Genomic DNA, 25,698 nt, shown 5'->3' with positions numbered 1-25,698 from the left:
GGCTCACGAGTTCACGATCCGACGCGGTCCAGGCTGCTCTGGCCTCGGAGCGCGATCGTCCAGACGTCATCGGGACACCAGTCGCTGTCCAACGTGGCATAGACGTTCCCGCGCTCGTCGTGGGCACTCAGGCCCGGCCCTCCGCACTTCCCGCCGCTCGTCAGCACCACCTGACGACCGTTCTCAGGTACGACCTGACCTGACACGGTGAGCGGTTGCCCGGACTCATTGACGATGATCAGGCCGGACTCCAGTTGCTCTACGCAGCCAGACGACAACAACGCAACTGTCGCGACGGCAAGGGAGCGGACGGCAAACTTCGCCCTGCCGCGCACCGGTTCAGCTATCGACGCGGTCACCCCTGCATCCAAGCAGCGCGATGCCGAGCCGTCCTGACATCGGCAGATCCGTGCGCTCATCGCGGCAGATGAGTGATGCCCTAGCCGTTGCGCGTGAGAGGTTGTCGGTCGTGTTGTGGACCGTTGTGCAATGGGTGGGCGCTCTGGCCGGTATCGCGGCTCTGACGATTCAGGCTGTCGGCGCTTGGCGCTCGCGCCGCGATCCACACGACCTGAAGGGGACACGGGCGGTGTTGGACACGGCCTACGGCCACGTACTGCCGATCGCTCAGGGACCGAACGGCACTCCGTCACTCCGCATGGTGGACGGTGATGCTTGGCGGACGATGGTGGACCTGCCGCGATACTCGGAGCGACTGGCCGACCCCGTGCTTCGGCGGTCCTTGCATGACGCAGGACTCGCCTACCACTTGGCTTTCGCTCTGGGCACGAACCTCAACGGTGCCCAGGACACCTGGCCTGCGGACCTTGTGGACCGCCAGATGGCTGCGGCACGAGAGTGCATGGACTCCATCGAAAGTGCGCGCAGGCAACTCGACAGCATTGAACGTCGCAAGCCTGCACGCTGACCCTCGCCTCGGCAGAGGCGTGCACTCATCGCGGCATGAGCGGACGTTGCGCAAACCCCAGCGTTCATCGCCGAGGCTTCTTCCTCGACGGTCGTTCAGTGGGTTCTTGCCGCCTCATCAGTCGCACGCGATCAACTCCGTCGCGACCGCACACAACGTCGATCCGGAAGTCTTCGTCGCGGTGTTCCCGCAGGTCGGGGTGCTTGTCGCGCAGGTACCTACCCCAGTCTCGGTGCCGCGCATCTGGCCCGTCGAGCCATTCGATCTCGACCCATTCGTCGCGCTCCATCCCGACAGCATCGCAGCACGGCCCGGTGAAAAGCACCGAGCCCAAGCCTTCCGCTCATCGGCAGATCCGGTCGTTCGTGGTGTCGACAACCAGGTGACGTGCACCACCTAGCCGACCGGCACGGGGTCGGAGGCGTTCGCGCACCGCGAGGCGGAGCAGCGCACCATCGAGGTCTGCGTCGTCCCCACGAGGCGGAAGGTGACCCGTGTCGCCGACTCGAAGGTGACGTCCTCGATGCGAACCGCGCTCCACCGGCCCAGCACCCGACCGTCGGTGCGACGCAGCGTGATCTGCCGGACCGGCTGGAACGACGGCTCCACGCCGTTGTCGACGGTCACCATCCGGCGTCCTCCGGGGGCGAACGCCAGGACCCGCTCGGTGCACGAGCGCCAGGTCTGCCGACCGGGGCGAGACAGTGGCGCGACGAAGGTGCAGCGCTGCCCCGGAGCCGTCCAGCCGGCCGCGACGTCGTCGGCGAGGCTGCCCGCCTGCAGGTGCCACCGGTCGTCCTTGACGGTGCGGAGCCGGTCGCGCGGCCACTGCCACACCATCACCCGCCCGCCGCTACCGCCGAGGAGCACCCGGCGCCCGGCGACGTCGATCGGCGAGACGAAGCGACCGACGTTCTCGTCGATCCAGCTGCGGAACACCCGCGAGGCGACCCGGGTCCCGTCCCTGGTGCGGCGCACGGCGACCACGTTCTCGCCGTCCGAGACGAGGCCGGCGGTCGTGTAGAACCGTCCGTCCGCGCTCAGCACCGACTCGGTCGAGGCGCCGGGCAGCCGGCGCGCGGAGCCGTCGCGGTCGACGAGGAACGCCCGGGCGGTGCGGCGGTCAGCGACGACCCAGCCGCCGGGTCCGCGTCCGAGCAGCACCGGGCGCCGCAGGTCGACGGGCACGCGCAGGTCGCCGTCGACGACCACCTGCCCCTCGACGTAGGGCCGGACCAGGTCGGCGCCGCGGGCGAGCCGGTCGGGCTCGAGGCGGGTCGCGCCCGCCGCGGCCGCACCCCTGTGGCGGGCGCCGCGGACGTCGCGAGCAGGGCGGCGACGACGACGGTCGCGCGGACGAGGTGGCTCATGGTTCCTCCCGAGGGTCTCCCGGGCTCGAGTGTCCTCGCGGCGGACGCCCTCGGACAAGAAAAAAGTTCGTCAGCGTGTATCACCGCGCCGGGTGACGCCACCTGTACTGACATGGGGACAATGGTCACCATGTCGGAGAACCGAGGGGCTGAGGGGCAGCTCCATGAGTCGCCGTGGGAAACAGCCAGTGGGGCGTTCACGGCGTGGCGCGCAGGGGACGCCACGGCGGTGGACGATCTGGTGACCACGATGACGCCGGTGCTCTGGCACGTGGTGCGAGCCTACGGACACGATCGCCAGGCGACGGAGGACGTCGTCGCGGCGACGTGGTTGGGGTTCGTGAGGCTGCACCAGACCATCGAGGACCCGAAGGCGGTCGCGTCCTGGCTGATCACGTCGGCCAGGCGCGGCGCCGCCGACCACGCACGGAAGGCGCGACGCGCCACCCCCGTGCAGGACGAGGCGCTCGCCGCCCGGCTGCCCGACGAGGAGTCGGCCGAGGCGATCGCCGTGCTGGACGACGAGAGCGCCCGCCTGTGGCGGGCGGTCGCCTCCGTCGACGAGAGGTGCCGCAAGCTGCTGCGCGTGGTGGCCTTCATGGAACGACCCGACTACCGCTCACTGAGCCGGGAGCTGGACATGCCCGTGGGGAGCATCGGCCCCACGCGGGCCCGGTGCCTGGCGAAGGTGCGCACCGCGCTGACCGAGGGGGGACCCGCATGAGCGACGACGAGAGGCTGCTCGCCGACCTGCGCCGGATGTGGCAGGCCGCCGACCCGCCGCCGCCAGGGCTGGGCCCCATCATGGTCGCGACCGTCGCCGCGGCCGACCTCGACGAGGAGTGGGAGCTGCTGGTGCTGGTCCGCGACTCCGCCGACGAGGGCCTCGCCGCGGTCCGCGGACTGGGCACGGCCCGGATGCTGTCCTTCAGCGCCGCCGCCGGCTGGTCGCTGGAGGCCGAGATCGACGGCGAGCAGTTCAGCGGGCAGGTGCTCGACCTCGAGCCCGGCGCCGACCCGACGGACGTCGTGGTCGCCGTCGAGACCCGGGCGGGCGAGTCGTGGTCGACGCCGCTCGACGAGTTCGGCTTCTTCACCCTCCTCGCCCACGCCCGCGGCACGCTGCGGTTCACGGTGCGCTTCGGGGGAGTGGTCGCGAGCAGCCACTGGGTCGAGGTCTGACGCCCGGTCAGGCGTAGGGCTGGCGCAGCTCCTGGTGCGGGCCGATCACGGGGTCGGAGTCGTAGACGGCGCGGGCCAGGACGGCGTCGCGCGCGTCGGCGGCCGACGACCCGGTCTCGCTGATCTGGCGCGCGATGAGCCCCGCGACGACGGGTGCCGCGAACGACGTGCCGCTCCACCGCGCCAGGCCGGTGGAGAACACCCGCACGTCGCCCTTGTTCGGCGACTCGTGGCAGACGAACGTCCCGTCGGGGAAGGCGTTCACGATGTTGCGGCCGAGCGCGTAGACGTCGGCGGAGACGCCGTAGTTGGAGAAGCTCGACACCCGGCCGTCGCGGTCGAGCGACCCGACGCCGACGGCCCAGTCGAAGGCCGCGGGCCAGAACGGTGCCGCCCACCCGTCGTTGCCGGCGGCGGCCACGACCACGACGTCCTTGCCGCGCAGGTGCCGACGGTGGAAGCGGGCGAACGCCAGGGAAGGCAGGTCCAGGCGGGTGCGGCAGCCGGCCGACAGGTTGATGACCTGCGGATGGTGCGCCATCGCCTCCTCGAGCTGACCCACGATCTCCGACTCGAGGATGCCGCCCCCGCCGACCCCGCCGACCGCGAAGCCCTCGACGAAGACCTCCGTCCGCGGCGCCAGGCAGCGCACGACGCCCGCGATGAACGTGCCGTGGCCGGCGTAGGGGCGCAGGTCCGGGCCGTTGAGCTCGTCGTCGCCGTCGACGCCCTTGAGCCACGGCGTACGCCCGTCCGACCCCGACGGCGGGTTCCAGCCGGTGTCGACGACGACGACCTTCACCTCGCAGCCCTCGTCCTGCGGTGCCACCGGCGGCCACGGCTCGGTCAGGCCGGTCTCCTCGGGCTCCGTGGCGGGGCAGGCCTGGCCCCCGCCCCCGCCGCCCGGGCTGACGTGGACCCAGTGGTCGGGGGTGGCCGCGCCGAGCCTGAGGCCGTCACGCTCGAGCAGCGCGAGCACGTCGGGCACGCTCTCCCCGCCGGGCCGGGGCGCGAGGACGTAGCGGACGAGGTCGCCGCCGAGCAGGCGCACGTCGTCGCGCCGGGGCGGCTCGGCCAGCACGCCCTTGTCCAGCCGGGCCGCGAACGCCTCGAAGTCCTCGACGTCCTCGGCGCCGACGAGGACGTGGTCGGGATGGAAGAGGTAGGTGAAGTCGGCCGGGGCCTCCGTGTCCCAGAACACCTGGCCGTCGTTCGCGCGATCGAGGTCGCGGAGCTGGTCGGTGCTGCGTCGTCGTCGGTCGTCGCCGATCTTCCAGTCGCCCATGGTGGCGACGCTAGCCCCGCTTCGCCGCCGCGTGGAGTGGTTCGCGCCGACTTTCGTCGGGGATCGGCAAGGATGGTGCCGTGGAGAGGGCCGACGCGGAGGAGCTGCTGCGCACGCTGTTCTCCGACCCCGAGGAGTCGAGACGTCGGGCCGAGGCCGAGCTGGTCCCCGACCCCGACCCGGCCGTGGCCTCGATCGGCCACCAGGTGGCCGCCATCGTCCTGCGCGACGTCGGCCGGACCGACGACGCGCTGGCGCACCTGAAGCACGCGTTGCGCCTCGCGAAGGGGGTCGACGGCGACCGCGAGGCCGACGTGCGCGCGACGCTCGGCAGCACCCTCGTCCACGTCGGACGCACGAGGGCGGGCCTGGCCGAGCTCGACCGGGCCACCGCGGGACTCGAGGGCGTGCCGCTCGCCCGCGTGCTGGTCCGCCGCGCCCGGGTCCGCGCCTTCTACTTCGCCGAGCTCGAGGCGAGCCTCCACGACCTCCGCCGGGCCGTCGCGATCCTCGAGGACTCCGGCGACGAGATCTGGCTCGCGAGGGCGCTCAACCTGGTCGGCTGGACCTCGGCGGGGCTGGGCGACCTGGTCGCCGCGCGTCGAGCCTTCGACGACTCGCTGGCCATCCACGAGGCGCTCGGCCAGCAGTCGGCGGCGGCCATCAACGTGCACAACCACGGATGGCTGGCCTACCTCGAGGGCGACCTGCCTCGCGCGCTGGAGCTCTACGCCGACGCGGACGCCCGGTTCGACGCGGTGGGAGTCACGAGCCCCGAGCTGGTCTACGACCGCTGCACGGCCTACCTCGCCGGCGGGCTGGCCAGTGACGCGCTCGGCGTCGTCGAGCGAGCGCTCGTTGCCCGCCCGCTCCTGGCGGTCGAGCGGGCCGACCTGCTGATCGCGCTGGCGGGCGCGGCGCTCGACGCCGGCGACACCGACCGGGCCCGGTCGGCCGCGGACGAGGCGAGCAGGTTGCTCCGCGGGCAGGGGCGGCGACGGGAGTGGGTCGCCGCCGAGCTGCTGGCCGTCACGGCCCGTCGCGGGGCGACCGACCGGCCGGGCCGCCTGCTCGCCCGGATGGAGGAGGTCGTCGACGCGGCGCGGGAGGCAGGCGCGCCGGAGCTCCCGCAGGCGCTGCTCGTCGGCGCCGGGCTGGCCGCACGGGTGTCCTCGGACCGGGCGCGCGGCCTCGGTGACCGGTGGCTGGAGGAGGCCGCCGCGAACCGGCTGGCCCCGCTCGGCACCACCCGCGCGCTCGGCTGGCTCGCCCGGGCGCGCCAGGGAGCGGCGGTCGGCGACACGAGCGCCGTGCTGCGGGCGTGTGAGCGGGGGTTGACGGCTCTCGACCACCACCGGGCGACCCTCGGCAGCCAGGAGCTGCGAGCGCGTACGTCCGTGCACGGCTCGGACCTCGCCGAGCTCGGCACGCGCACCGCGCTCGCGTCCGGCGACGCGCGACAGCTCCTGCGCTGGGCGGAGCGCTGGCGGGCCACGACCATCGCGGTCCCTGCGGCGCGGGCCGGTCACGATCCCGACACCTCCACCGACCTGGCCGCGCTGCGGGCCCTGCACCAGCGGCTGGCCGAGGCGCACGCGGCAGGGGAGCCGACCGACCGGCTCCAGGCACGCGTCACCCGGCTCGAGCAGTCGGTGCGGCAGCGGCTGCTCCACGCGCGGGGGGCCGAGCAGTCGGCCCAGGGCGTCGACGTCGGAGCCCTGCTGGCGGCGCTGGCCGCCGACGACACCGTCCTCGTCGAGCTGACCGAGGTCGACGGCGTCCTGCACGCGCTGGTGGCGGGTCGCGGGCGCGTGCGGCACCGGGTCGGCGGCGACGCCGCGGCAGCCTCCCGCGCGGTCGACTTCTCCCTCTTCACGCTGCGCCAGGCCGCGCGCGGACGTCGCGCGCAGGTCGACGTGGCCGGACGCCGGCTGCAGGACGCGCTGCTCGGTCACGCCCTCGACGGGGTGGGTGACGCGCGCTTCGTGGTGTCGCCGACCACGGCGCTCCAGGGCGTCCCGTGGGGCGTGCTCCCCGACCTCGCCGACCGTCCGTTCACCACCGCTCCGTCGGCGCGGCTGTGGCTCCGGGCGCGCTCGGCGGCGCCGCACGGCGACCGACGGGTCATGGTCGTGGGTCCCGGGCTGGGCAGCGGCGGGGCCGAGGTGCCGGTCATCGCGGCCGACGACCCGTCCGCGGAGGTGCTGGACGGCGACGACGCCACGGCGGCAGCGACGCTCGCGGCCCTCGACGGTGCGTCCCTGGCCCACGTGGCGGCCCACGGCCGGTTCCGCGAGGACAGCCCGCTGTTCTCCTCGCTGTCGCTCGCCGACGGGCCGCTCCTGGTCCACGACCTGCAGCAGCTGCGCCACCCGCCGCACCGGGTCGTCCTCTCGGCGTGCGAGTCAGGGGTGCTGGCCCCCGTCGGCGACCAGGAGCTCCTGGGGCTCTCGGCCGCCCTGCTGTCGATGGGCACCGCCGGGGTGGTGTCCGCGCTCGCAGAGGTCGACGACGCCGCCACCGTCGAGGTGATGGTCGCGCTGCACACGGCGCTGCGGAAGGGCGTCGGCCTGGGAGAGGCCCTGCACGCCGCCCGGTCGGCCGCCGGCACCGACCCGGTGCTGACCGCCACGGCGGCGTCGTTCACCGCGATGGGGACCTGAGGCTCAGGGCACCTGCACCGGCTCCGGGTCGGTGGCGTTCTCGCACGCGTCGAGCATGCAGCGCACGACCGACGACCTCCGCTGCCCGTTGACCTGCAGCAGCACCGCGTCGGGCGTCTCCCACTGCCAGCCGCCGAACCAGTTCGTGGTCCACGTGGCCAACCGCTTGCCGCCGACCTCGCGCAGGTCGATCTCGCCGGGGCCGAGGCCGTCGACCAGGATCCCGAAGGTCAGCATCCGGGTGCCGTCGGGGGAGAGCGCCACCACCCGGTCGCTGCACGAGCGCCACACCGTCTGCGTGAGGTCGCTGAGCCGCACCATCCGGACACAGCCCCCGAGGTACGGGTCCTTGGTGTAGGTCTCGAGCAGGTCGTGCTCGATGCTGGCGAGGGCGGAGAGGCGGCGGGTCACGAGGCGGACCCGGTCGGGCCCGGTCCGCCACCGCACCAACCGCCCGTCGTGGCGCACCAGCACCTGCCGCGCGTCGGCGGTGACCACCTCGGGATAGCCGTCGAACGTGCGCTCCGGTCCGGCCGAGCCGTCGAGCGCCGAGAACGTCTGCACGGCGGTACGGCGGCGGGCCGAGTGGTCGAGCGTGACCAGCCGGCTGCCGTCCTCGCTCAGCGTGGTGAGGGTGACGTCGACCTTGCGCAGCAGCGTCAGGGTGCTGCCGTCGGGCCCGATGCGCACCACACGTCGGCGGTCGGTCCCCACGATCCAGCCGTCGCCGGAGGCGCCGATCACCCGGACCACCCGGCCGACGAGGTCCACCTTCAGGTCACCGGCGACGAAGTCGAAGTCCTCGACGTGCGCCACCGCCTGGTCGGGCCCCCGGTCGAGGCGCTGCGGCTGCAGCTCGGTGGTGGGCGCGGCGGCCCCGGCGGGCGCGACGAGCCCGAGGCCCGCGGCGAGGGCCGCGACGAGTGCGGCTGCGGTCGTACGACGCATGGTGGTTCCCCCTGGTGAGTGCTCTCCTGAGGGAGACGCGGTGCGCCCCCGCGGGGTTGCGCCGTCCGCGGGGGAATCTGGTTCGCGGCGTCCGGACGCCCGCACCTATGGTTGCGCCATGACTGGCCGCATCCTCCGCATGTCGACCCTGTTCGTGCGCACCCTGCGCGACGACCCGAACGACGCCGAGGTGCCGAGCCACAGGCTGCTCGTGCGCGCCGGCTACATCCGCCGCAACGCGCCCGGCATCTACACCTGGCTGCCGCTGGGGCTGCGCGTGCTGCGCCGGATCGAGGCCATCATCCGCGAGGAGATGGACGACATGGGCGCCCAGGAGCTGTCGTTCCCCGCGCTGCTGCCCAAGGAGCCCTACGAGGCGACCAACCGGTGGGTCGAGTACGGCCCCAACATCTTCCGGCTCCAGGACCGCAAGGGCGGCGACTACCTCCTCGGTCCCACCCACGAGGAGATGTTCACCCTCGTGGTGAAGGACCTCTACTCCTCCTACAAGGACCTGCCGCTCTCGATCTACCAGATCCAGACCAAGTACCGCGACGAGGCGCGTCCCCGCGCGGGGCTGCTGCGCGGCCGCGAGTTCGTGATGAAGGACTCCTACTCCTTCGACGTCGACGACGCCGGCCTCGCCGAGTCCTACGCCAAGCACCGCGACGCCTACATCCGGATCTTCGACCGGCTCGGCTTCGAGTACGTCATCGTCAAGGCGACCTCGGGCGCGATGGGCGGCTCGGCCAGCGAGGAGTTCCTCGCCAAGGCCGAGGTCGGAGAGGACACCTACGTCCGCTGCACCCACTGCGACTACGCCGCCAACGTCGAGGCGGTCGCGGTGCGCGCGCCGGCCGCGCTCCCGTACGACGACGCGCCCGCGGCGCACGCCGAGGACACCCCCGACACCCCCACCATCGACACCCTCGTCGACCACCTCAACACCGCGTTCCCCCGCGACGACCGGCCCTGGGCGGCCGGCGACACGCTGAAGAACGTGCTGGTGGTGCTCAAGCACCCCGACGGCACCCGCGAACCGCTCGCCATCGGCGTGCCCGGCGACCGCGAGGTCGACCAGAAGCGGCTCGAGGGGCAGCTCGAGCCGATCGAGGTCGAGCCCATGGACGAGGCCGAGCTCGCGAAGCACCCCGCGCTGGTCAAGGGCTACATCGGTCCCGAGGCGCTGGGGGAGGAGTCGAAGTCCGGCATCCGCTACCTCGTCGACCCCCGCGTGGTCGAGGGCACCCGCTGGGTGACCGGCGCCAACGTGCCCGGGTCCCACGTGGTCGACCTCGTCGTCGGACGGGACTTCACCCCCGACGGCACCATCGAGGCGGCCGACGTCCGCGACGGCGACGAGTGCCCGAACTGCGCCGAGGGCACGCTCGAGTCCGCCCGCGGCGTCGAGATGGGCCACATCTTCCAGCTCGGCCGCAAGTACGCCGAGGCGCTGGGCCTCAAGGTGCTGGACGAGAACGGCAAGCTCGTGACCGTCACGATGGGCTCCTACGGCATCGGCCCCTCGCGTGCCGTCGCCGCGATCGCCGAGGGCACCCTCGACGACATCGGCCTGTGCTGGCCGCGCAACGTCGCGCCCGCCGACGTCCACGTGGTGGCCGCCGGCAAGGACGAGGCGATCTTCAGGGCCGCCGAGGAGCTCGCGCGCGAGCTCAAGGAGGCCGGCCTCGAGGTGCTGCTCGACGACCGCACCGGCAAGGTCAGCCCCGGCGTGAAGTTCAAGGACGCCGAGCTGATCGGCGTGCCGACCATCGTCACCGTGGGCCGCGGCCTCGCCGACGGCGTCGTCGAGGTCCGCGACCGCAAGTCCGGCGACCGCGAGGACGTCGCGGTGGCCGAGGCCGCCACCCGGATCGCCGACACGGTCCTGCGGGGCTGACGTGCGCCGCCCGGGGGCGCGCCGCACCGAGCGCGACCTCGGGCGCTGGCGCGCCCACCTCACCACGATCCGCCCCGACGCTGACCCGGCCGAGGCGGACTGGTGGGACACCTCGTGGGACGGCGGCACTCCGGCCGCGGTCGGCTTCCTGGTGCCGGGCGACCTCGAGGCCTACGCCCGGGTGCTGCACCCGGCCCACGACCGCGAGCGGGACGCGGTGACCTGGGCGACCGTGGCCGCGGAGTGCGGCACGGTCCTGCACCCGCAGGCGCAGTGGCACGCGCTCGCCGGGCGGCGGTCCTCGCGTGACCACGGCCCCCCGACCGGCACGGGGTGGCCCGGCAACGAGCCCGACGTGGGGTGCCTCGACCGGACGTCGTTCGAGGCGCTCGCCGACGTGCTCGCCCGCCACACCGCGACGCCGGCCCGGACGCTCGTGGCGTTCTGGGTCGGCTACGGCCTGTGGCCGCGCGCGTGGGCCGACGCACCCACCACGCGGCGCCCGGTCCGCGAGTCGTACGTCTTCGAGCGCCCGCTCGACCAGGTCGCCACGCTGTGCGCGGAGGCGCCCGCCGTGAGGTGGGCCCTGGGCGAGACCGGCGGCGCCCTGTGGTTCCGCAGCGACGGTGTGACGGTGACGCCGTCCGCGGAGGAGCAGCTCGAGGTCATGGCCCCGCACCAGTGGCAGAGCCCGAGCGCGTGGTGGCCGGCCGACCGCGCGTGGGCGACGTCGAACGACACCGACCTCGACTCGACCCTGGTCGGCGGCAGCCGGGCGCTCGTCGACGACCTGCTGGCCGACGACCGCCTCGAGGTGCTGCCGTGGCCCGTCGACGGCTCGCTGTGGGACGACGCGGACACCGTCAACCGCTAGCCGGAGCGCCCGATAGGTTCGCGCCCATGGCGATCGAGGCAGTGATCTTCGACTGGGGCGGCACGCTGACGCGGTGGCACGACGTGGACTTCCACGCCGAGTCAGTGGCCCTCGCGGAGGCGGTGCGCCGGACCCCCAGCACCGAGGACGACCACCACGCCCACGCCGAGCGGCTGCACCGCGCCGGCGACGTCGTGTGGGGTCGCAGCCGCGACCACCAGCGCAGCGCGACGATCGCCGACCTGTTCACCGAGGCCGGCCTCGAGCACGACCCCGACCTGCTGCAGGCCTACTACGACTTCTGGGAGCCGCACACCCTGACCGACCCCGAGGCGGGGCCGATGCTCGCCGAGCTGCGGGCGGCCGGGCTGAGGGTCGGCGTGCTGTCCAACACGATCTGGCCGCGCGAGTGGCACGTGGGCTTCTTCGAGCGCGACGGGGTCTACGACCTGGTGGACGGCGACGTCTACACCAGCGAGATCCCCTGGACGAAGCCGTCACCGCTCGCCTTCCGGGCCGCGATGGACGCGGTCGGGGTCAGCGACCCCGCGACCTGCGTCTACGTCGGCGACCGGCTCTTCGACGACGTCTGGGGCGCCCAGCACGCCGGCATGCGGGCGATCCACGTCCCGCTCAGCACGATCCCGCCCGGCCAGGTCGGGCACACCGAGGGGCGGCCGGACGCGACCGTCCGCTCCCTCGCGGAGGTCCCCGACGTGGTCCGCCGCCTCGACGCGTCCTGACGGTGCAGGCGGCCGACTCCTGCAAGTTTGTGCGTTGCAGGAACATGCAGCCGGGATTCGGTTGGCCGGGACCCGGATCGAATGCATGATTGTGCATGCGGCTCCGGCCACCCCCACAGGTCGGGCCGCACGGGTGATGCTGACCAACCCCACTCCACGGTCCGCGTCCTCGGCCGTTGGGAAGGATCTCGGGACTTTCCCAATGGTTGAGGCCGCGGGCCGTGTCCCGTTTCCGGGGTCGTCGGCCCTGCGGCCCGCGCCGGGTGCAGCCCGCACGGGTCAGCCGAGCTCCGGTGCCCCCGGCCACGTGGAGGCGCTGCCGCCCAGCTCGACCTGCCAGGTGGCCGACCACACGGCCTCGTCCAGCGCCCACGACCGCACCTCGCCGGACGAGCGCGCGACGAGGGCCGTCAGGGCCTCGGTGCTGCGCCCCTCGACCTCGCGGGCCACGACCTGCACCTGCTCCACCCCCTGCGCGGGGGCGGGGACCTCGTAGGCCGGGGCGGCCGCCACCGGCTCCCCGGCCAGGTCCGCCACGAGCAGCCGCAGCCGGTCGCGGCGTGCGCGGTGGCGGCGGTAGGCCTCGGTGAGGACGTCGTAGAGCGCGGGCGTCGCGGACTGCGAGGTCCGCGCGCCGAGGACGCCGTAGGTGTAGAGCGCCGCGTGCTCGTCGGCGAGCACGTCCTGCAGGGCGTCGAGGACGCCGTCGGCGCTCACGACGTCACCTGCGTGGAGAGCGCCGCTGCGTGCTGGGAGGTCGAGGCGGCCACGCTGGCGAGCACCCGTGCGAGGTCGCCGCTCGCGGCGCCGGTGCACGCCTCGCGGACGGACCGGAGCAACCGCTGCTCGGAGCGCCCGACCGTGCGGAGCGCGGCGACGATCCGGGCGCCACGGTCACGGCGGGCGCCGTCGGCAGGGCCGCGTCGGGGACGGCGCCCGCGAGGACCTCGCGGTGGGCCGCGGTGGGCCGCCCCGACCGGGCCGAGCCGCTCGGCCAGGCCCGGGACGGCGGCGACGGCGGCCGCCACGACGGCCTCCGCCCGCACCAGCTCCGCGACGACGGAGGCCACCAGCGCGGAGTCCTCCGGTGGTGGCGTGCTCGCCCCCGGTGAAGGCTCGCCCCGCGGCGGGTCGAGGTCGCAGCCGCCGAGTGCGAGCGGCAGCAGGACGGGGGCCGCGAGCGCCGAGCCCAGCGTCGTACGACGGGAGACGAGCGGTGCGGCCACCCCCGAACCCTAGCCGCCGGCGGTGGCGGTCCGGACCGGGCGGCGGTGGGTGACGGGGCCGGTGCGCGGGCCGCTATCGTGATCCCTCGACAACAGCACAAGGAGGTCGCATCCCCATGAGCACCCCACGACAGGACGCCACGCGGGACCGCATCGAGGCGGAGCTGGTCGACCCCCTGCGCGTGCTCGACCTGGACGTCGAGGCCGTCGAGATCACGCCCGCCGGCAAGCGTCGCGTGCTGCGCGTCGCGGTCGACAAGGACGGCGGCGTGACGATGGACGACGTCGCCGACGCCACGCGCGAGGTGTCGCGGGTCCTCGACGAGTCGGACGTGATGGGGGAGATGCCCTACACGCTCGAGGTCACCTCCCGCGGCGTCGACCGGCCGCTGACGCTGCCGCGCCACTGGCGCCGCAACGTGGACCGCCTCGTGAAGGTGGCCCTCACCGACTCCTCGAGCGTGACGGGCCGCGTGCTCGCCTCGGGCGAGGACTCGGCCACGCTCGACGTGGCCGGCACGCACCGCGAGATCGCCTACGCCGACGTGGCGAAGGCGCTCGTGCAGATCGAGTTCAACCGCACGACAGAGAAGAAGGACGACTGATGGACATCGACCTGAGCATCCTGCGGATGCTGGAGCGCGAGAAGGAGATCTCCTTCGAGGTCCTGGCCGAGGCCATCGAGACGGCGCTGCTGACCGCCTACCAGCGCGCCACGGAGTCGCAGCACCCCGCGCGCGTCGAGCTCGACCGCAAGACCGGGCACGTCACCGTGTGGGCGCGCGAGGTCGACGAGGACGGCACCGCCGGCCCGGAGTACGACGACACCCCGCAGGGCTTCGGGCGGATCGCCGCGACCACCGCCAAGCAGGTGATGCTGCAGCGGCTGCGCGACGCCGAGGACGAGAAGACGTTCGGCGAGTTCTCCGGCCGCGAGGGCGACATCATCTCGGGCATCATCCAGCAGGGTCGCAACCCCGACGACGTGATGGTCGACCTGGGCAAGCTCGAGGCGATCCTGCCGGTCAGCGAGCGCGTGCCGGGGGAGGAGTACGTCCACGGCGAGCGGATCAAGTGCCTCGTGACGTCGGTCCGCAAGGGCATGCGCGGCCCCCAGGTCACGCTGTCGCGCTCGCACCCGACGCTGGTGAAGAAGCTCTTCGCCCTCGAGGTCCCGGAGATCGCCGACGGCACCGTCGAGATCGCCGGCATCGCCCGTGAGGCGGGCCACCGCACCAAGATCGCGGTCCACTCCACCGTGCCCGGCGTCAACGCCAAGGGCGCCTGCATCGGGCCGATGGGCCAGCGGGTGCGCAACGTGATGAGCGAGCTGCACGGCGAGAAGATCGACATCGTCGACTGGGCCGAGGACCCGGCCGAGCTCGTCGCCCACGCCCTGTCGCCCGCCCGCGTCACCTCCGTGGAGATCGTCGACCTGGCCGCACGCTCGTGCCGCGTCGTGGTCCCCGACTTCCAGCTCTCGCTGGCGATCGGCAAGGAGGGCCAGAACGCCCGCCTCGCCGCACGGCTCACCGGCTGGCGCATCGACATCCGCTCCGACGAGGCCCCGGCGCCCCAGGACTGAGCGCCCGCACGGCGCCCCGCGGGCGGCCGCGCGCCACGCCGCACGACCGCACCGAGCCGCATGGCGTGTCGTCCGGGGCCGCCGGTTCGTAAACCACTGGCGCCACCGGCTAGAGTGGACCTCAGTGGCCACCACGTCTGACACCCCTGCGCCCGGACCTGTCCGGACCTGTGTGGGTTGCCGGAAGAGGGCCGCTACGAACGAGCTGCTGCGCGTGGTCGCGGGCTCGGACGCCGAGGGCCGACCGGTCCTGGTGCCCGATCCGGACCGCCGGGCACCCGGTCGTGGGGCGCACGTCCACCCCACGCAGGAGTGTTGGCAGCTCGCGGTGCGACGCCGAGCCTTCTCCCGGGCCCTCCGCTCGGGGCAGGGGCTCGATCCCGCGCCGGTGGAGGACCACCTCCTCGCGCACGCACCACCGTCCGAACCACAGCACCACCGACCAGGAACTGGAGCACACAGCTCATGAGCACTCGATGAGTAACTCGTAATGAGTGTGCACACCCACTAGCTGGTCCGTTTTCTCCTTCTGGGGTCACGGACCAGAAGGAGTAGAAACCCACCGTGGCAAAGACCCGAGTCCACGAACTCGCCAAGGAGTTCGGAGTCGAGAGCAAGTTCGTTCTCGAGAAGCTCAAGGAGATGGGTGAGTTCGTCAAGTCGGCATCGTCGACCGTCGAGCCCCCCGTCGAGATGCGCTTCAAGAAGCAGTACGGCGAGGAGCTGAAGGCCGCATCGGCCGCCGTTCCCGCCGCCGACGCAGCGTCCGAGGCGCCGGCCGACAAGCCGGCCGCCAAGAAGGCCGCCCCCAAGCCCGGCCCCAAGCCGGCGCCCGTCGCCGAGACCCCGGCTCCCGCCGAGGCCCCGGCCGCACCGGCCGCTCCTGCCGCCGAGCAGCCGGCCGCCCCCGGCCCCTGCCGCGCGCCCCGGCCCGAAGCCCGGCCCGAAGCCCGCTGCCGAGCAGCCGGCTCCGCGCAGCGAGCCCGAGCCCGTCCGCCCCTGCCGCTCCCGCGGCCAAGGCGCCGTCCCCGGCGCCGCGTCCGGTCGGCAGGCCCGGCGCACCGCGCCCGGGCAACAACCCGTTCGCCTCGAGCCAGGGGATGGGCTCGCGCCCCGCCCCGCGCACCCCGAGCAGCGACGACAACCGTCCGCCGCGTCCGCCGGCCGGCGGCGGCGACGCACGCCCCGGCATGCCGCGCCCCAACCCGGCGATGATGCCCAAGTCGCCCGCTGCCTTCGGCAACGGTCCCGGCGCCCGTCCGGCCCGTGGTGGCCCCGGCGGCGGCCCCGGTCGTCCCGGTGCCCCCGGTCGCGGCGGCGCTCCGGGTCGCCCCGGAGCCGGCGCCCCCGGCGGCGCTCCCGGTCGTCCGGGTGGCTTCGGCCCCTCCGGCGGCGGTCGCCCCGGCGGCGGTCGTCCCGGCCAGCGTGGCCAGACCCAGGGTGCCTTCGGTCGCCCGGGTGGTCCGTCGCGCCGTGGCCGCAAGTCGAAGCGGGCGCGTCGTCAGGAGTTCGAGGCCATGGAGGCCCCGACCATCGGCGGCGTGCGCGTCCGCAAGGGCAACGGCGAGACCGTCCGGCTGCCCCGTGGCGCGTCCCTGACCGACTTCGCCGAGAAGATCAACGTCGACGCGGCGGCGCTCGTGCAGATGCTGTTCTCGCTCGGCGAGATGGTCACCTCGACCCAGTCCGTGGGCGACGAGACGTTCGAGCTGCTCGCCGAGGAGCTCAACTACGTCGTCCAGATCGTGTCCCCGGAGGACGAGGACCGCGAGCTGCTCGAGACGTTCGACCTCGAGTTCGGCGCCGACGAGGGCGAGGAGTCCGACCTCGTGGTCCGGCCCCCGGTCGTCACCGTCATGGGTCACGTCGACCACGGAAAGACCAAGCTCCTCGACGCGCTGCGCAACGCCAACGTCGTCGACAGGGAGGCCGGTGGCATCACCCAGCACATCGGTGCCTACCAGGTCCACACCGAGGTCGACGGCGACGACCGTCGCATCACCCTCATCGACACCCCCGGTCACGAGGCGTTCACCGCCATGCGTGCCCGTGGTGCCCAGGCCACCGACATCGCGATCCTGGTCGTCGCGGCCGACGACGGCGTCATGCCGCAGACGGTCGAGGCGCTCAACCACGCCAAGGCGGCCAACGTGCCGATCGTGGTGGCGGTCAACAAGATCGACAAGCCGGAGGCCGACTCGACCAAGGTCCGCGGCCAGCTCACCGAGTACGGCCTGATCCCCGAGGAGTACGGCGGCGACGCGATGTTCGTCGACGTCTCGGCCAAGGCCGGGCTCAACCTCGACAAGCTGCTCGAGGCCGTGGTCCTGACCGCGGACGCCTCGCTCGACCTGCGGGCCAACCCCGACCAGGACGCCCAGGGCCTCGTGGTCGAGGCGCACCTCGACCGCGGTCGCGGTCCGGTCGCCACGGTCCTCGTCCAGCGCGGCACGCTGCGCGTGGGCGACTCGATCGTCGCCGGTCCGGCCCACGGCCGTGTCCGCGCGATGCTCGACGAGCACGGCAACGAGATCACCGAGGCCGACCCGTCGCGTCCCGCGATGGTGCTGGGTCTCTCGGCGGTGCCGGGCGCGGGCCAGAACTTCATCGTGGTCGAGGACGACCGCATGGCCCGCCAGATCGCCGAGAAGCGCGAGGCGCGCGAGCGGGCGGCCATGCAGGCCAAGCGTCGCGTGCGTCGCAGCCTCGAGGACTTCATGGCCTCCATGGAGAAGGGCGAGAGCCAGGAGCTCAACCTCATCCTCAAGGGCGACGTGTCCGGTTCGGTCGAGGCCCTCGAGGACGCCCTGTCGCAGATCGACGTCGGCGACGAGGTCTCGCTCCGCGTCATCGACCGCGGTGTCGGTGCGATCACCGAGACCAACGTCGACCTGGCCGCCGCCTCCGACGCCATCATCATCGGCTTCAACGTCCGCCCGCAGGGCAAGGCGAGCCAGATGGCCGACAAGGAAGGTGTCGAGATCCGCTACTACTCGGTCATCTACCAGGCGATCGAGGAGATCGAGGCGGCGCTCAAGGGCATGCTCAAGCCGATCTACGAGGAGTCGACCCTCGGTCAGGCGGAGATCCGCGAGATCTTCCGCTCGTCCAAGGCCGGCAACATCGCAGGCTGCATGGTCACCTCGGGCGTCCTGCGCCGCAACGCCAAGGTCCGGATCCTGCGCGACGGATCGGTGGTGGCCGACAACCTCGACCTCGCCTCGCTCCGCCGCGAGAAGGACGACGCGTCCGAGGTCCGCGAGGGCTTCGAGTGCGGTCTCGTGCTCAGGAACTTCCAGGACATCAAGATCGGCGATGTCGTGGAGGCGTTCGAGATGCGCGAGATCGCGCGCACCTGATCCACCCGGGCCTCCCGGCCTGGCAGCGTCACCGACCGGGCACTTCCTCGCGCCACAGCGCGAGGAAGTGCCCGGTCAGCGCGTCCGGGCGCGAGGAAGTGCCCGGTCACCGAGTTCTGAGAGAGTGAGCACCATGAGCAACCCCCGCGTCCGCAAGATCGCCGACCGGATCCAGGTCGTCGTCGCCGAGATGCTCGAGCGCCGGATCAAGGACCCGCGCCTCGGCTTCGTGACCGTGACCGACGTCCGGGTCACCGGTGACTCCCAGCAGGCCTCGATCTTCTACACCGTCCTCGGCACCGAGGAGGAGCTCGCCAGCACGGCGGCCGCGCTGGAGTCGGCCAAGGGCGTGATCCGCTCCGAGGTCGCCAAGCAGCTCGGCATGCGGATCGTCCCGTCGCTGACCTTCATCCCCGACGCCCTCCCCGAGAGCGCCCGCGCGCTCGACGAGGTGCTGGCGCGCGCGAAGCAGCAGGACGAGGAGGTGGCCGCGCGCCGCGTCGAGGCCTACGCCGGCGAGCCCGACCCGTACAAGAAGCCGCGCGAGGTCGTCGACGAGGACGACGAGGACGACGAGGACGACGAGGACGACCTGGACGAGCTCGACACCCGGGACCTCGACGACTGATGGCCGAGTCCGGACTGGTCGTGGTCGACAAGTCCGCGGGCCTGACCTCCCACGACGTCGTCGCGCGGGTGCGCCGGCTCGCCGGCACCCGCAAGGTCGGCCACGCCGGCACCCTCGACCCGATGGCCACCGGCGTGCTGGTGCTCGGCGTCGAGCGCGCCACGCGGCTGCTCGGCCACCTGATGCTGACCGAGAAGGCCTACGACGCCACCATCCGCCTCGGCGCCTCGACCACGACCGACGACGCCGAGGGCGAGGTCACCGCGACCGCTGCGACGGACGGCGTCGACCCCGACGACGTACGCGACCGGCTCGCCCGCTTCGTCGGCGACATCGAGCAGGTGCCGACCGCGGTCTCGGCGATCAAGGTCGACGGCAAGCGGGCCTACGCCCGGGTGCGCGACGGTGAGCAGGTGGAGCTGAAGGCCCGCCCGGTCACCGTCCACGAGCTCGTGGTGCACGACGTCGCGCTGCCCGACGTCCGGATCTCGCTGCGCTGCTCGTCCGGGACCTACGTCCGTGCGATCGCGCGGGACCTGGGCGCGGCCCTCGGCGTCGGCGGCCACCTGACCGCGCTGCGGCGCACGGCGGTCGGACCGTTCGACCTCGCCGTGGCCCGCACCCTCGAGCAGCTCACCGACGACTTCGGGGTGGTGCCGATCGCGGACGCGGCGCGCGCGTCGTTCCCGGTCGTCGACCTCGACGACGAGCAGGCCGCCCACGTCCGGTTCGGGCGCGGGCTCGACCTCGCGCTCCCGGCAGCGGGGCCGCACGCGGTGTTCGCGCCGGACGGGACGTTCCTCGCGCTCTACGAGCAGCGCGGCGCCCAGGCGCGACCGGTGGCCGTCTTCGTCTGATCGCGCCAGTAGGCTGCCGCCGTGCAGATCTGGCGAGACGTCGACGACGTGCCGGCCGACCTCGGCCGCACGGTCGTCAGCATCGGCAACTTCGACGGTGTCCACCGCGGGCACGCCCACGTGCTGCGGCAGGCCCGCGAGACGGCGGCCCGACTGGGCGTCGACACGGTCGTCGCGGTGACGTTCGACCCGCACCCGATGGCGGTGCTGCGCCCGGAGCACGCCCCGCCGACGCTCACCTCGATCGAGACGCGTGCGCGGCTGCTCGAGGGCGCGGGGGTCGACGCGATCCTCGTGGTCGGCTTCGACCGCGGCATCGCGGCCTGGTCGCCCGAGGAGTTCATCGACCGCATCCTGGTCGACGGGCTCCACGCCGCGGCCGTCGTCGTGGGCGCCAACTTCCGCTTCGGCGCCAAGGCCGCCGGCGAGGTCGCGACGCTGGTCGCGGCCGGCGACACCCGCGGGTTCGAGACCGTCGGCGTCCCGCTCGACGGCGGCCCGCAGGTCTGGAGCTCGACCTACGTCCGCCAGTGCCTGGCCACCGGTGACGTCGCCGGAGCCTCCGAGGCGCTCGGCCGCCCGTTCACCGTCCGCGGCACCGTCGTCGAGGGCGACAAGCGCGGGCGCGAGCTCGGCTACCCGACCGCCAACGTCCCGGTCCCGCCGGTCGACGCCGCGCCCGCCGACGGGGTCTATGCCGGCTGGCTGACCCGCCTCGACACCGGTGAGCGCTACCCCGCGGCGATCTCGGTCGGCACCAACCCGACCTTCGAGGGCGAGCGCGAGCGCCGGGTCGAGTCCTACGTCCTCGACCGCGACGACCTCGAGCTCTACGGCGTCGAGGTCGAGGTGGCGTTCACCGAGCGGCTGCGCGGGATGGTGAAGTTCGACGGCATCGAGGCGCTCCTGGAGACGATGGCCGGCGACGTCGTCCGGGCGCGCGAGGTCCTGGGTGGCTGACCGGACGGAGGTCGAGGGCTGGTTCCTCGACCACGGTCTGCCCTACTTCGTCGCCGAGGAGCGCGCGGCCGCTCGCACCGGCCTGCGCCCGCGCCGGCTCGTCACGCTCGTGCTGGCGCTGCTGGTGCTGGCCGGCGCCGCCGGGCTGGCGGCCTACGCCTCCGACACCTACGCGGCGGGTCCCGCGCTCTGGTTGTCGGTCGCCGGCCTGGCGCTGCTCTGGTACGCCACGACCGCCCTGCGCGCGCGACCGATCGTCGGGTTCGCCGTGTCGCGCACGCTCGGCAGCCTGCGCTTCATCGCCCCGATGGCGACCCGCGCGCTGCCGCTGCTGCTGGTCTTCGTGACGTTCCTCTTCGTCAACGCCGAGGCCTGGCAGATGACCAGCAACCTCCCCTTCGGGCTGCTGTGGCTAACGGTCCTGCTGATGTTCGGGCTCGCGGTGCTCTTCCTGCTCGTCCGGCTGCCGGAGGAGGTGGACCGCGTCGACGACCAGGTCGACGACGACTTCGTGGTGCGGACCTGCGCCGGCACGCCGCTCGAGGCCGCCAGCCGGGAGGTCGCGGCCGACCCGTCGATCGACCCGCAGCAGCACGCCCAGGTGTCCGGGTTCGAGCGGTGGAACCTGATCCTGGTGCTGCTGGTGATCCAGTCGGTGCAGGTCCTGCTGCTCTCGACCACGGTCTTCGTGTTCTTCATGCTGTTCGGGTCGCTGGTCATGGAGACCGACACCCAGCTGGCCTGGACCCAGCTGGAGACGCTGCGGGAGGTGCCCGGCCTCTCCCACGTGACGTTCTCGCTGCTGAAGGTGTCACTGTTCCTGGCATCGTTCAGCGGCTTCTACTTCACGGTCTCGGCCGTCACGGACGACACCTACCGCCGGCAGTTCTTCTCCGTCGTGGAGAGCCAGCTCGAGCGCGCCGTGGGCATGCGCGCGGTCTACCTCGCCCTCCGCGCCCGCGACTGACCCCGGACGCGACCGTGGGCGGTGCGGGAGGAGGACTCCTGCAGCTCGGAATCCCCCTCGGGCACCGCCCACGGGTGGGACGGGGTGGATCAGTGACGGGTCAGGCGTCGAGGTCCTGCTCGACCAGCGCGGCGATCGCGTCGACCGCGGCCTGGTCGTCACCGGCGACCTCGACGGTGTCGCCGTGACCGGCGCCGAGGGTCATGATCATCAGCGACGAGCTCGCGTCGACGCCGTTGATGGTGACGTCGGAGCCGAGCTCACCGGCCTTCTCGGCGATGATCGCGGCGGGGCGGGCGTGGAGGCCGACGGCGGAGCCGACGACGACGGACTTGCTGGGCATGGTTCTCCTTGGGTGTGGTCGGTCCGGATGGTCAGACAGTAGCGACGTCGGCGTCGGTGGTGCGGGTGCTCTTCAGGAGCGTCACCAGGGCGGCTCCGACGACGACGCCGGCAACCAGCGAGATGAGGTAGCCGACGACGTTCGACACCGCGAAGAGCACGAAGATGCCGCCGTGCGGGGCCCGGACGCTGACGTCGAGGGCCATCGAGAGGCCGCCGGTCACCGCGCTGCCCGCCATGATCGCGGGGATCACCCGCAGCGGGTCGGCCGCGGCGAACGGGATGGCGCCCTCGGTGATGAACGAGGCGCCCAGCAGCCAGCCGGCCTTGCCGTTCTCCCGCTCGGCGGCCGTGTAGAGGCCCGGACGGACCACGGTCGACAGGGCCAGCGCGATCGGCGGCACCATGCCGGCGAGCATGACGGCGGCCATGATCTTGAGCTCGGGGGCGTCGGCGGACGCGGCGGCAGCCGTGCCGACGCCGGCGGCGGCGAAGCTGTAGGCGACCTTGTTGAGCGGTCCGCCCATGTCGAAGGCCATCATCAGCCCGAGGATCACGCCGAGCAGGATGGTGTAGTTGCCGCTCATGCCGTTGAGGCCGTCGGTCAGCTGGGTCATCAGCCAGGCGATCGGCTTGCCGAAGACCAGGATCATGAGCAGGCCGGCAACGATCGAGGTGACGAGCGGGATCACCAGGACGGGCATCAGGCCGCGGGCCCAGGTCGGGACCTTGCGCTGCTGGAGCCAGTGGGCGATCACACCGGCGAGGACACCGCCGACGATGGCGCCGAGGAAGCCCGTCTGGGCCAGACCGACCGGGTTGTCGCCACCGCTCTGGACGTTGAAGATGTTGGTGGCCAGGCCACCCATCACGAAGCCGGGCGCGATGCCGGGACGGTCGGCGATGGCGTACGCGATGTAGCCGGCGAGCGCGGGAACGAAGAACATGAACGCGGTCTTGCCGATGATGAAGAAGATCGCACCGATGTAGGCCATCACCCCGGAGCCGAACAGGGCGTGGTCGAGGCCGAGCGCAGCCGGGTCCGGCGGGTTGAGGAGGGTGTTGTTGACCGCGATGTCGCCGTAGGGGCCGACGATCTCGTAGCCGCCGAACAGGAAGCTGAGGGCGATCAGCAGGCCGCCCGCGGCGACGAACGGGATCATGTAGGAGACACCGGTCATCAGGACGCGGCGGGTACGCCCGCCCCACGACTCGTTGGCGGTGCCGCTGGATGCGCTGGCGGCGGACGCGTCGCCCTCGACCCTCGGGGAGCCTGCGGGGTCCGCGGCGTAGCGCAGGGCTTCGGCGATCATCGCGTCGGCGTCGTCGATCGGGCGCTTCACGCCGCTGCTGACCATCGGCTTGCCGGCGAAGCGGCCGCGGTCACGGACCCCCACGTCGACGGCGAAGATCACCGCGCCGGCGGCCGCGATCGTCTCGGGCGGCAGCGGCGTCGAGCCGGCCGACCCCTGGGTCTCGACCTGGAGGCGTACGCCGGCGCGCTCGGCAGCGGCCTCGAGCGCCTCGGCGGCCATGTAGGTGTGGGCGATGCCGGTCGGGCACGCGGTGACCGCGACGAGCGACGGCTTGTCCTGGGTGGCGGTCGCGGCGTGCGCGCCGGTCGCGGCCGGCGCGGTGGCCTCGCCGGCGGCCGGGGTCGCCGCGCCGGACGGGGCGGAGGCGGCGGCGTGCTTGGCGGGAGCGGGCTCGCCGAGCTCGTGGGTGATCAGGTCGACCACGTCGTCGTCCGTCTCGGCCGAGCGCAGGGCGTCGGTGAAGGCGGGCTTCACCAGCGCGCGGGCGAGCTTGGTGAGGATCGTGAGGTGGTCGGCGTCGCCGCCGGCGGGGGCGGCGATGAGGAACGCGATGTCGGCGGGACCGTCCTTCGCGCCGAAGTCGACCGCCGGCTCGAGGCGGGCGAAGGCCAGGGTCGGCACGTCGACGCCGGCGGTCCGGCAGTGCGGGATGGCGATGCCGCCGGGGAGACCGGTGGCGGAGGTGGACTCGCGGGCGAACGCGTCCTCGACGAGCTGGTCCTTGTCGGTGGCGCGGCCGGCGTCGTCGACGACGCCGGCGAGCGCCCTGATCACGTCGTGCTTGTCGGAGCCCCAGGCGGCTCCCAGCCGCACGAGGTCGGTGGTGATGAGGTCGGTCATGCGATGACTCCCAGTGCGGTGACGCCGACGAGCTCCGTGCGGAGCTGCGAGGGCAGGGGGATGGTGGTGCCGGGTAGGCCTGCGGCGGCGCTGCCGTAGGAGACTGCGAGGGCGAGCCGGTCCGGGGCGGGGAGCCCGCGGATGTCGCCGAGGAGGTAGCCGAAGAGGCTGGAGTCGCCCGCACCGACGGTGCTGACGACGGTGGTCGGGGGCGGGGTGGCGTGCCACGCGCCCTCGGCGGTGACCAGGACGGCGCCGTTGCCGCCGAGCGTGGCGAGGACGGCGCCCACGCCGCGGTCGATGAGCTGCCGGGCCGCCGCTGCGGCCGCGGCCGGGTCGGACTCCAGGGTCTCCGCGTCGCCGCCGGTGAAGGAGGCGAGCTCCTCGCCGTTGGGCTTCATCAGGTCGGGGGCGGCGTGGGGGAGCGCGTCGACGAGCGCCTGGAGCGGCGCCTCGGACGTGTCGACGGCGACGTGGCCGCCGGCCTCGCGCAGGCGGCGCACGAGGTCGGCGTAGAAGGTCGCGGGAGCACCGGCGGGAAGCGAGCCGGCCAGGACCGTCCAGGACGCGCTGGCCGCGCGGACCAGGACCGCCTGCGCCATCAGCTCGAGGTGGAGCGGCAGCACCTCGGCGCCGGGGGAGTTGAGCTTGGTCGTCGTGCCGTCGGGCTCGGTGATGGTGAGGTTGACCCGGACGTCCCCGGCCGGCCGCACCGGACGGCAGTCGATGCCGGCGCCGAGCAGCTCGAGGACGAACGGGTCGTCCTTGGCCGCGGGCACCACGGCGATGCTGGGGATGTCGGCGCTGACCGCGGCGCGGGAGATGTTGACGCCCTTGCCGCCGGCCTGCGAGGTCACCGAGGCGACCCGGTGGACCTGGCCGCGGACGAGCTCGCCGTCGAGCGCGACGGTGCGGTCGATGCTCGGGTTGGGGGTGAGGGTGAGGATCATGCGACCACCACCTCGATCCCGGCCTGCTCGAGCGCTCGTCGGTCGGCGGCGTCGGTGGCGCCGTCGGTGACCAGCGCGTCGAGGCTGTCCAGGGTCGCGAACCGGACGGCGGTCTCGACGCCGAACTTGGTGGAGTCGGCGAGCACCACCGTGCGCCGCGCGCAGGCGATGATGGCCCGCTTGGTGGCCGCCTCGTCGGCGTCGGGCGTCGTGAGGCCGTGCCCGACGGTGATCCCGTTGGTCGCGACGAACGCGACGTCGGCCCGCAGCTCGTGCAGCGCGGTGACCGTGTCGGCGCCGACCGCGGCGTGCGTGGTGGGGCGGACACGTCCGGGCAGCAGGTGCAGCTCGATCTGGGGGAGACCGGCGAGTCGGGTCGCCACCGGGACCGCGTGGGTGATGACCGTGAGCCGGTGGTCGCGGGGGAGGGCGGCGGCGAAGCGGGCGGTGGTGGTGCCGGCATCGATGACGACGACCGAGTCCGGTGGGGGCAGCAGCGCGACGGCCGCCGCGGCGATCGCCTCCTTCGCCTGCGGGTTGCTCTGGTCACGCTCGCCGATACCTGATTCGATGACGGTGAGCGAACCCGCGGGGACGGCCCCGCCGTGCACCCGTCGTACGAGGCCCATCCGGTCCAGCGTCGACAGGTCGCGACGGACGGTCTCGGTGGTGACCTCGAACTCCCCGGCGAGCTGCACGACCGACAACCGACCGCGACGACTGATCAGCTGGGCCATCGCCTGCTGGCGCTCCTCGGCGTACATCGGGCCTCCTT

General features: G+C 73.3%; 27 protein-coding genes. 17 read left to right on the top strand and 10 right to left on the bottom strand.

The window, feature by feature from the left end:
* Nucleotides 1–11: 11 nt before the first annotated feature.
* Entirely contained in the window at nucleotides 12–419 is a 408-nt protein-coding gene (locus LN652_RS05630) for a hypothetical protein (RefSeq protein ID WP_230443704.1), read from the bottom strand.
* 50 nt (nucleotides 420–469) lie between these two features.
* On the opposite strand from LN652_RS05630, the gene LN652_RS05625 reads away from it, so the two are divergent.
* A complete protein-coding gene (locus tag LN652_RS05625) occupies nucleotides 470–928 on the top strand; it encodes a hypothetical protein (RefSeq protein WP_230443703.1) in 459 nt (152 codons plus the stop codon).
* 106 nt (nucleotides 929–1,034) lie between these two features.
* Complete coding sequence (locus LN652_RS05620) at nucleotides 1,035–1,328, top strand: hypothetical protein (RefSeq protein WP_230443702.1); 294 nt, start codon at nucleotides 1,035–1,037, stop codon at nucleotides 1,326–1,328.
* On the opposite strand, the gene LN652_RS05615 is transcribed toward LN652_RS05620, so the two are convergent.
* The gene (locus LN652_RS05615) at nucleotides 1,325–2,356 is read right to left on the bottom strand and encodes a hypothetical protein (protein ID WP_230443701.1); all 1,032 of its coding nucleotides are present in this window, start codon (nucleotides 2,354–2,356) and stop codon (nucleotides 1,325–1,327) included. The two genes, LN652_RS05620 and LN652_RS05615, sit on opposite strands and share 4 nt — an antisense overlap.
* On the opposite strand from LN652_RS05615, the gene LN652_RS05610 reads away from it, so the two are divergent.
* Nucleotides 2,297–3,022, top strand: coding sequence for an RNA polymerase sigma factor (locus LN652_RS05610; protein ID WP_329958465.1), 726 nt, complete (start codon nucleotides 2,297–2,299; stop codon nucleotides 3,020–3,022). The two genes, LN652_RS05615 and LN652_RS05610, sit on opposite strands and share 60 nt — an antisense overlap.
* A complete protein-coding gene (locus tag LN652_RS05605; RefSeq protein WP_230443700.1) occupies nucleotides 3,019–3,480 on the top strand; it encodes a hypothetical protein in 462 nt (153 codons plus the stop codon). The genes LN652_RS05610 and LN652_RS05605 overlap by 4 nt, the downstream gene beginning before the upstream one ends.
* Nucleotides 3,481–3,487: 7 nt before the next feature.
* Here LN652_RS05605 and LN652_RS05600 read toward each other — a convergent pair whose 3' ends face one another.
* A complete protein-coding gene (locus LN652_RS05600) occupies nucleotides 3,488–4,765 on the bottom strand; it encodes a S8 family peptidase (RefSeq protein WP_230443699.1) in 1,278 nt (425 codons plus the stop codon).
* A gap of 80 nt (nucleotides 4,766–4,845) precedes the next feature.
* On the opposite strand from LN652_RS05600, the gene LN652_RS05595 reads away from it, so the two are divergent.
* A complete protein-coding gene (locus tag LN652_RS05595; RefSeq protein ID WP_230443698.1) occupies nucleotides 4,846–7,428 on the top strand; it encodes a CHAT domain-containing protein in 2,583 nt (860 codons plus the stop codon).
* Between the two features lie 3 nt (nucleotides 7,429–7,431).
* Here the strand turns inward: LN652_RS05595 and LN652_RS05590 are convergent, their stop codons facing one another.
* Nucleotides 7,432–8,376, bottom strand: coding sequence for a DEAD/DEAH box helicase family protein (locus LN652_RS05590; protein ID WP_230443697.1), 945 nt, complete (start codon nucleotides 8,374–8,376; stop codon nucleotides 7,432–7,434).
* A 118-nt stretch (nucleotides 8,377–8,494) separates the two neighbouring features.
* Between LN652_RS05590 and LN652_RS05585 the strand changes: the two genes are divergently transcribed.
* Genes LN652_RS05585 through LN652_RS05575 form a run of 3 tightly spaced genes read left to right on the top strand, consistent with a single transcriptional unit; the run spans nucleotide 8,495 to nucleotide 11,893 of the window.
* Nucleotides 8,495–10,276 carry a proline--tRNA ligase gene (locus LN652_RS05585; RefSeq protein WP_230443696.1) on the top strand — a complete coding sequence of 594 codons (1,782 nt, stop codon included), beginning with the start codon at nucleotides 8,495–8,497 and terminating at the stop codon, nucleotides 10,274–10,276.
* Nucleotide 10,277: 1 nt separating this feature from the next.
* Nucleotides 10,278–11,150, top strand: a complete 873-nt coding sequence (locus tag LN652_RS05580) for a hypothetical protein (RefSeq protein ID WP_230443695.1) — start codon at nucleotides 10,278–10,280, stop codon at nucleotides 11,148–11,150.
* 26 nt (nucleotides 11,151–11,176) lie between these two features.
* Nucleotides 11,177–11,893, top strand: coding sequence for an HAD family hydrolase (locus tag LN652_RS05575; RefSeq protein WP_230443694.1), 717 nt, complete (start codon nucleotides 11,177–11,179; stop codon nucleotides 11,891–11,893).
* A gap of 279 nt (nucleotides 11,894–12,172) precedes the next feature.
* On the opposite strand, the gene LN652_RS05570 is transcribed toward LN652_RS05575, so the two are convergent.
* Together LN652_RS05570 and LN652_RS05565 are read right to left on the bottom strand one after the other, a co-directional pair.
* On the bottom strand, nucleotides 12,173–12,610 hold the full coding sequence (locus LN652_RS05570; RefSeq protein ID WP_230443693.1) for a DUF4439 domain-containing protein: 438 nt from the start codon (nucleotides 12,608–12,610) through the stop codon (nucleotides 12,173–12,175).
* Complete coding sequence (locus LN652_RS05565) at nucleotides 12,607–13,119, bottom strand: hypothetical protein (protein ID WP_230443692.1); 513 nt, start codon at nucleotides 13,117–13,119, stop codon at nucleotides 12,607–12,609. Before LN652_RS05565 ends, LN652_RS05570 begins: the two co-directional genes overlap by 4 nt.
* A gap of 116 nt (nucleotides 13,120–13,235) precedes the next feature.
* On the opposite strand from LN652_RS05565, the gene rimP reads away from it, so the two are divergent.
* The 9 genes from rimP (at nucleotide 13,236) to LN652_RS05520 (ending at nucleotide 21,475) form a co-directional block, all read left to right on the top strand.
* Complete coding sequence (gene rimP, locus LN652_RS05560; protein ID WP_230443691.1) at nucleotides 13,236–13,724, top strand: ribosome maturation factor RimP; 489 nt, start codon at nucleotides 13,236–13,238, stop codon at nucleotides 13,722–13,724.
* Nucleotides 13,724–14,704, top strand: coding sequence for a transcription termination factor NusA (nusA, locus tag LN652_RS05555; protein ID WP_230443690.1), 981 nt, complete (start codon nucleotides 13,724–13,726; stop codon nucleotides 14,702–14,704). Before rimP ends, nusA begins: the two co-directional genes overlap by 1 nt.
* Nucleotides 14,705–14,828: 124 nt before the next feature.
* The gene (locus tag LN652_RS05550) at nucleotides 14,829–15,173 is read left to right on the top strand and encodes a YlxR family protein (RefSeq protein ID WP_329958464.1); all 345 of its coding nucleotides are present in this window, start codon (nucleotides 14,829–14,831) and stop codon (nucleotides 15,171–15,173) included.
* 95 nt (nucleotides 15,174–15,268) lie between these two features.
* A complete protein-coding gene (locus tag LN652_RS21865) occupies nucleotides 15,269–15,919 on the top strand; it encodes a translation initiation factor IF-2 N-terminal domain-containing protein (protein ID WP_268932233.1) in 651 nt (216 codons plus the stop codon).
* Nucleotides 15,805–18,063 carry a translation initiation factor IF-2 gene (gene infB, locus LN652_RS05540; RefSeq protein WP_230443688.1) on the top strand — a complete coding sequence of 753 codons (2,259 nt, stop codon included), beginning with the start codon at nucleotides 15,805–15,807 and terminating at the stop codon, nucleotides 18,061–18,063. Before LN652_RS21865 ends, infB begins: the two co-directional genes overlap by 115 nt.
* A gap of 133 nt (nucleotides 18,064–18,196) precedes the next feature.
* On the top strand, nucleotides 18,197–18,691 hold the full coding sequence (rbfA, locus tag LN652_RS05535; RefSeq protein ID WP_230443687.1) for a 30S ribosome-binding factor RbfA: 495 nt from the start codon (nucleotides 18,197–18,199) through the stop codon (nucleotides 18,689–18,691).
* Nucleotides 18,691–19,548: a tRNA pseudouridine(55) synthase TruB gene (truB, locus tag LN652_RS05530; protein WP_230443686.1), complete on the top strand. Its 858-nt coding sequence runs from the start codon at nucleotides 18,691–18,693 to the stop codon at nucleotides 19,546–19,548. The genes rbfA and truB overlap by 1 nt, the downstream gene beginning before the upstream one ends.
* Nucleotides 19,549–19,569: 21 nt before the next feature.
* Nucleotides 19,570–20,508, top strand: a complete 939-nt coding sequence (locus tag LN652_RS05525; RefSeq protein ID WP_230443685.1) for a bifunctional riboflavin kinase/FAD synthetase — start codon at nucleotides 19,570–19,572, stop codon at nucleotides 20,506–20,508.
* Nucleotides 20,501–21,475, top strand: a complete 975-nt coding sequence (locus LN652_RS05520; RefSeq protein ID WP_230443684.1) for a hypothetical protein — start codon at nucleotides 20,501–20,503, stop codon at nucleotides 21,473–21,475. Before LN652_RS05525 ends, LN652_RS05520 begins: the two co-directional genes overlap by 8 nt.
* Nucleotides 21,476–21,575: 100 nt before the next feature.
* On the opposite strand, the gene LN652_RS05515 is transcribed toward LN652_RS05520, so the two are convergent.
* From LN652_RS05515 to LN652_RS05500, 4 genes are read right to left on the bottom strand one after another with little or no spacing between them, the layout of a single operon-like run.
* Nucleotides 21,576–21,818 carry an HPr family phosphocarrier protein gene (locus LN652_RS05515; RefSeq protein WP_230443683.1) on the bottom strand — a complete coding sequence of 81 codons (243 nt, stop codon included), beginning with the start codon at nucleotides 21,816–21,818 and terminating at the stop codon, nucleotides 21,576–21,578.
* Between the two features lie 31 nt (nucleotides 21,819–21,849).
* Nucleotides 21,850–23,973, bottom strand: a complete 2,124-nt coding sequence (locus LN652_RS05510; RefSeq protein ID WP_230443682.1) for a PTS fructose transporter subunit IIABC — start codon at nucleotides 23,971–23,973, stop codon at nucleotides 21,850–21,852.
* Complete coding sequence (locus LN652_RS05505) at nucleotides 23,970–24,923, bottom strand: 1-phosphofructokinase family hexose kinase (RefSeq protein WP_230443681.1); 954 nt, start codon at nucleotides 24,921–24,923, stop codon at nucleotides 23,970–23,972. Before LN652_RS05505 ends, LN652_RS05510 begins: the two co-directional genes overlap by 4 nt.
* The gene (locus LN652_RS05500; protein ID WP_230443680.1) at nucleotides 24,920–25,687 is read right to left on the bottom strand and encodes a DeoR/GlpR family DNA-binding transcription regulator; all 768 of its coding nucleotides are present in this window, start codon (nucleotides 25,685–25,687) and stop codon (nucleotides 24,920–24,922) included. Before LN652_RS05500 ends, LN652_RS05505 begins: the two co-directional genes overlap by 4 nt.
* Nucleotides 25,688–25,698 lie beyond the last annotated feature (11 nt).

Source organism: Nocardioides okcheonensis, from assembly GCF_020991065.1.
Classification (GTDB): domain Bacteria; phylum Actinomycetota; class Actinomycetes; order Propionibacteriales; family Nocardioidaceae; genus Nocardioides; species Nocardioides okcheonensis.
The sequence above is the reverse complement of the archived record's forward strand: the minus strand, read 5'-3'. Positions and strand labels throughout refer to the sequence as shown.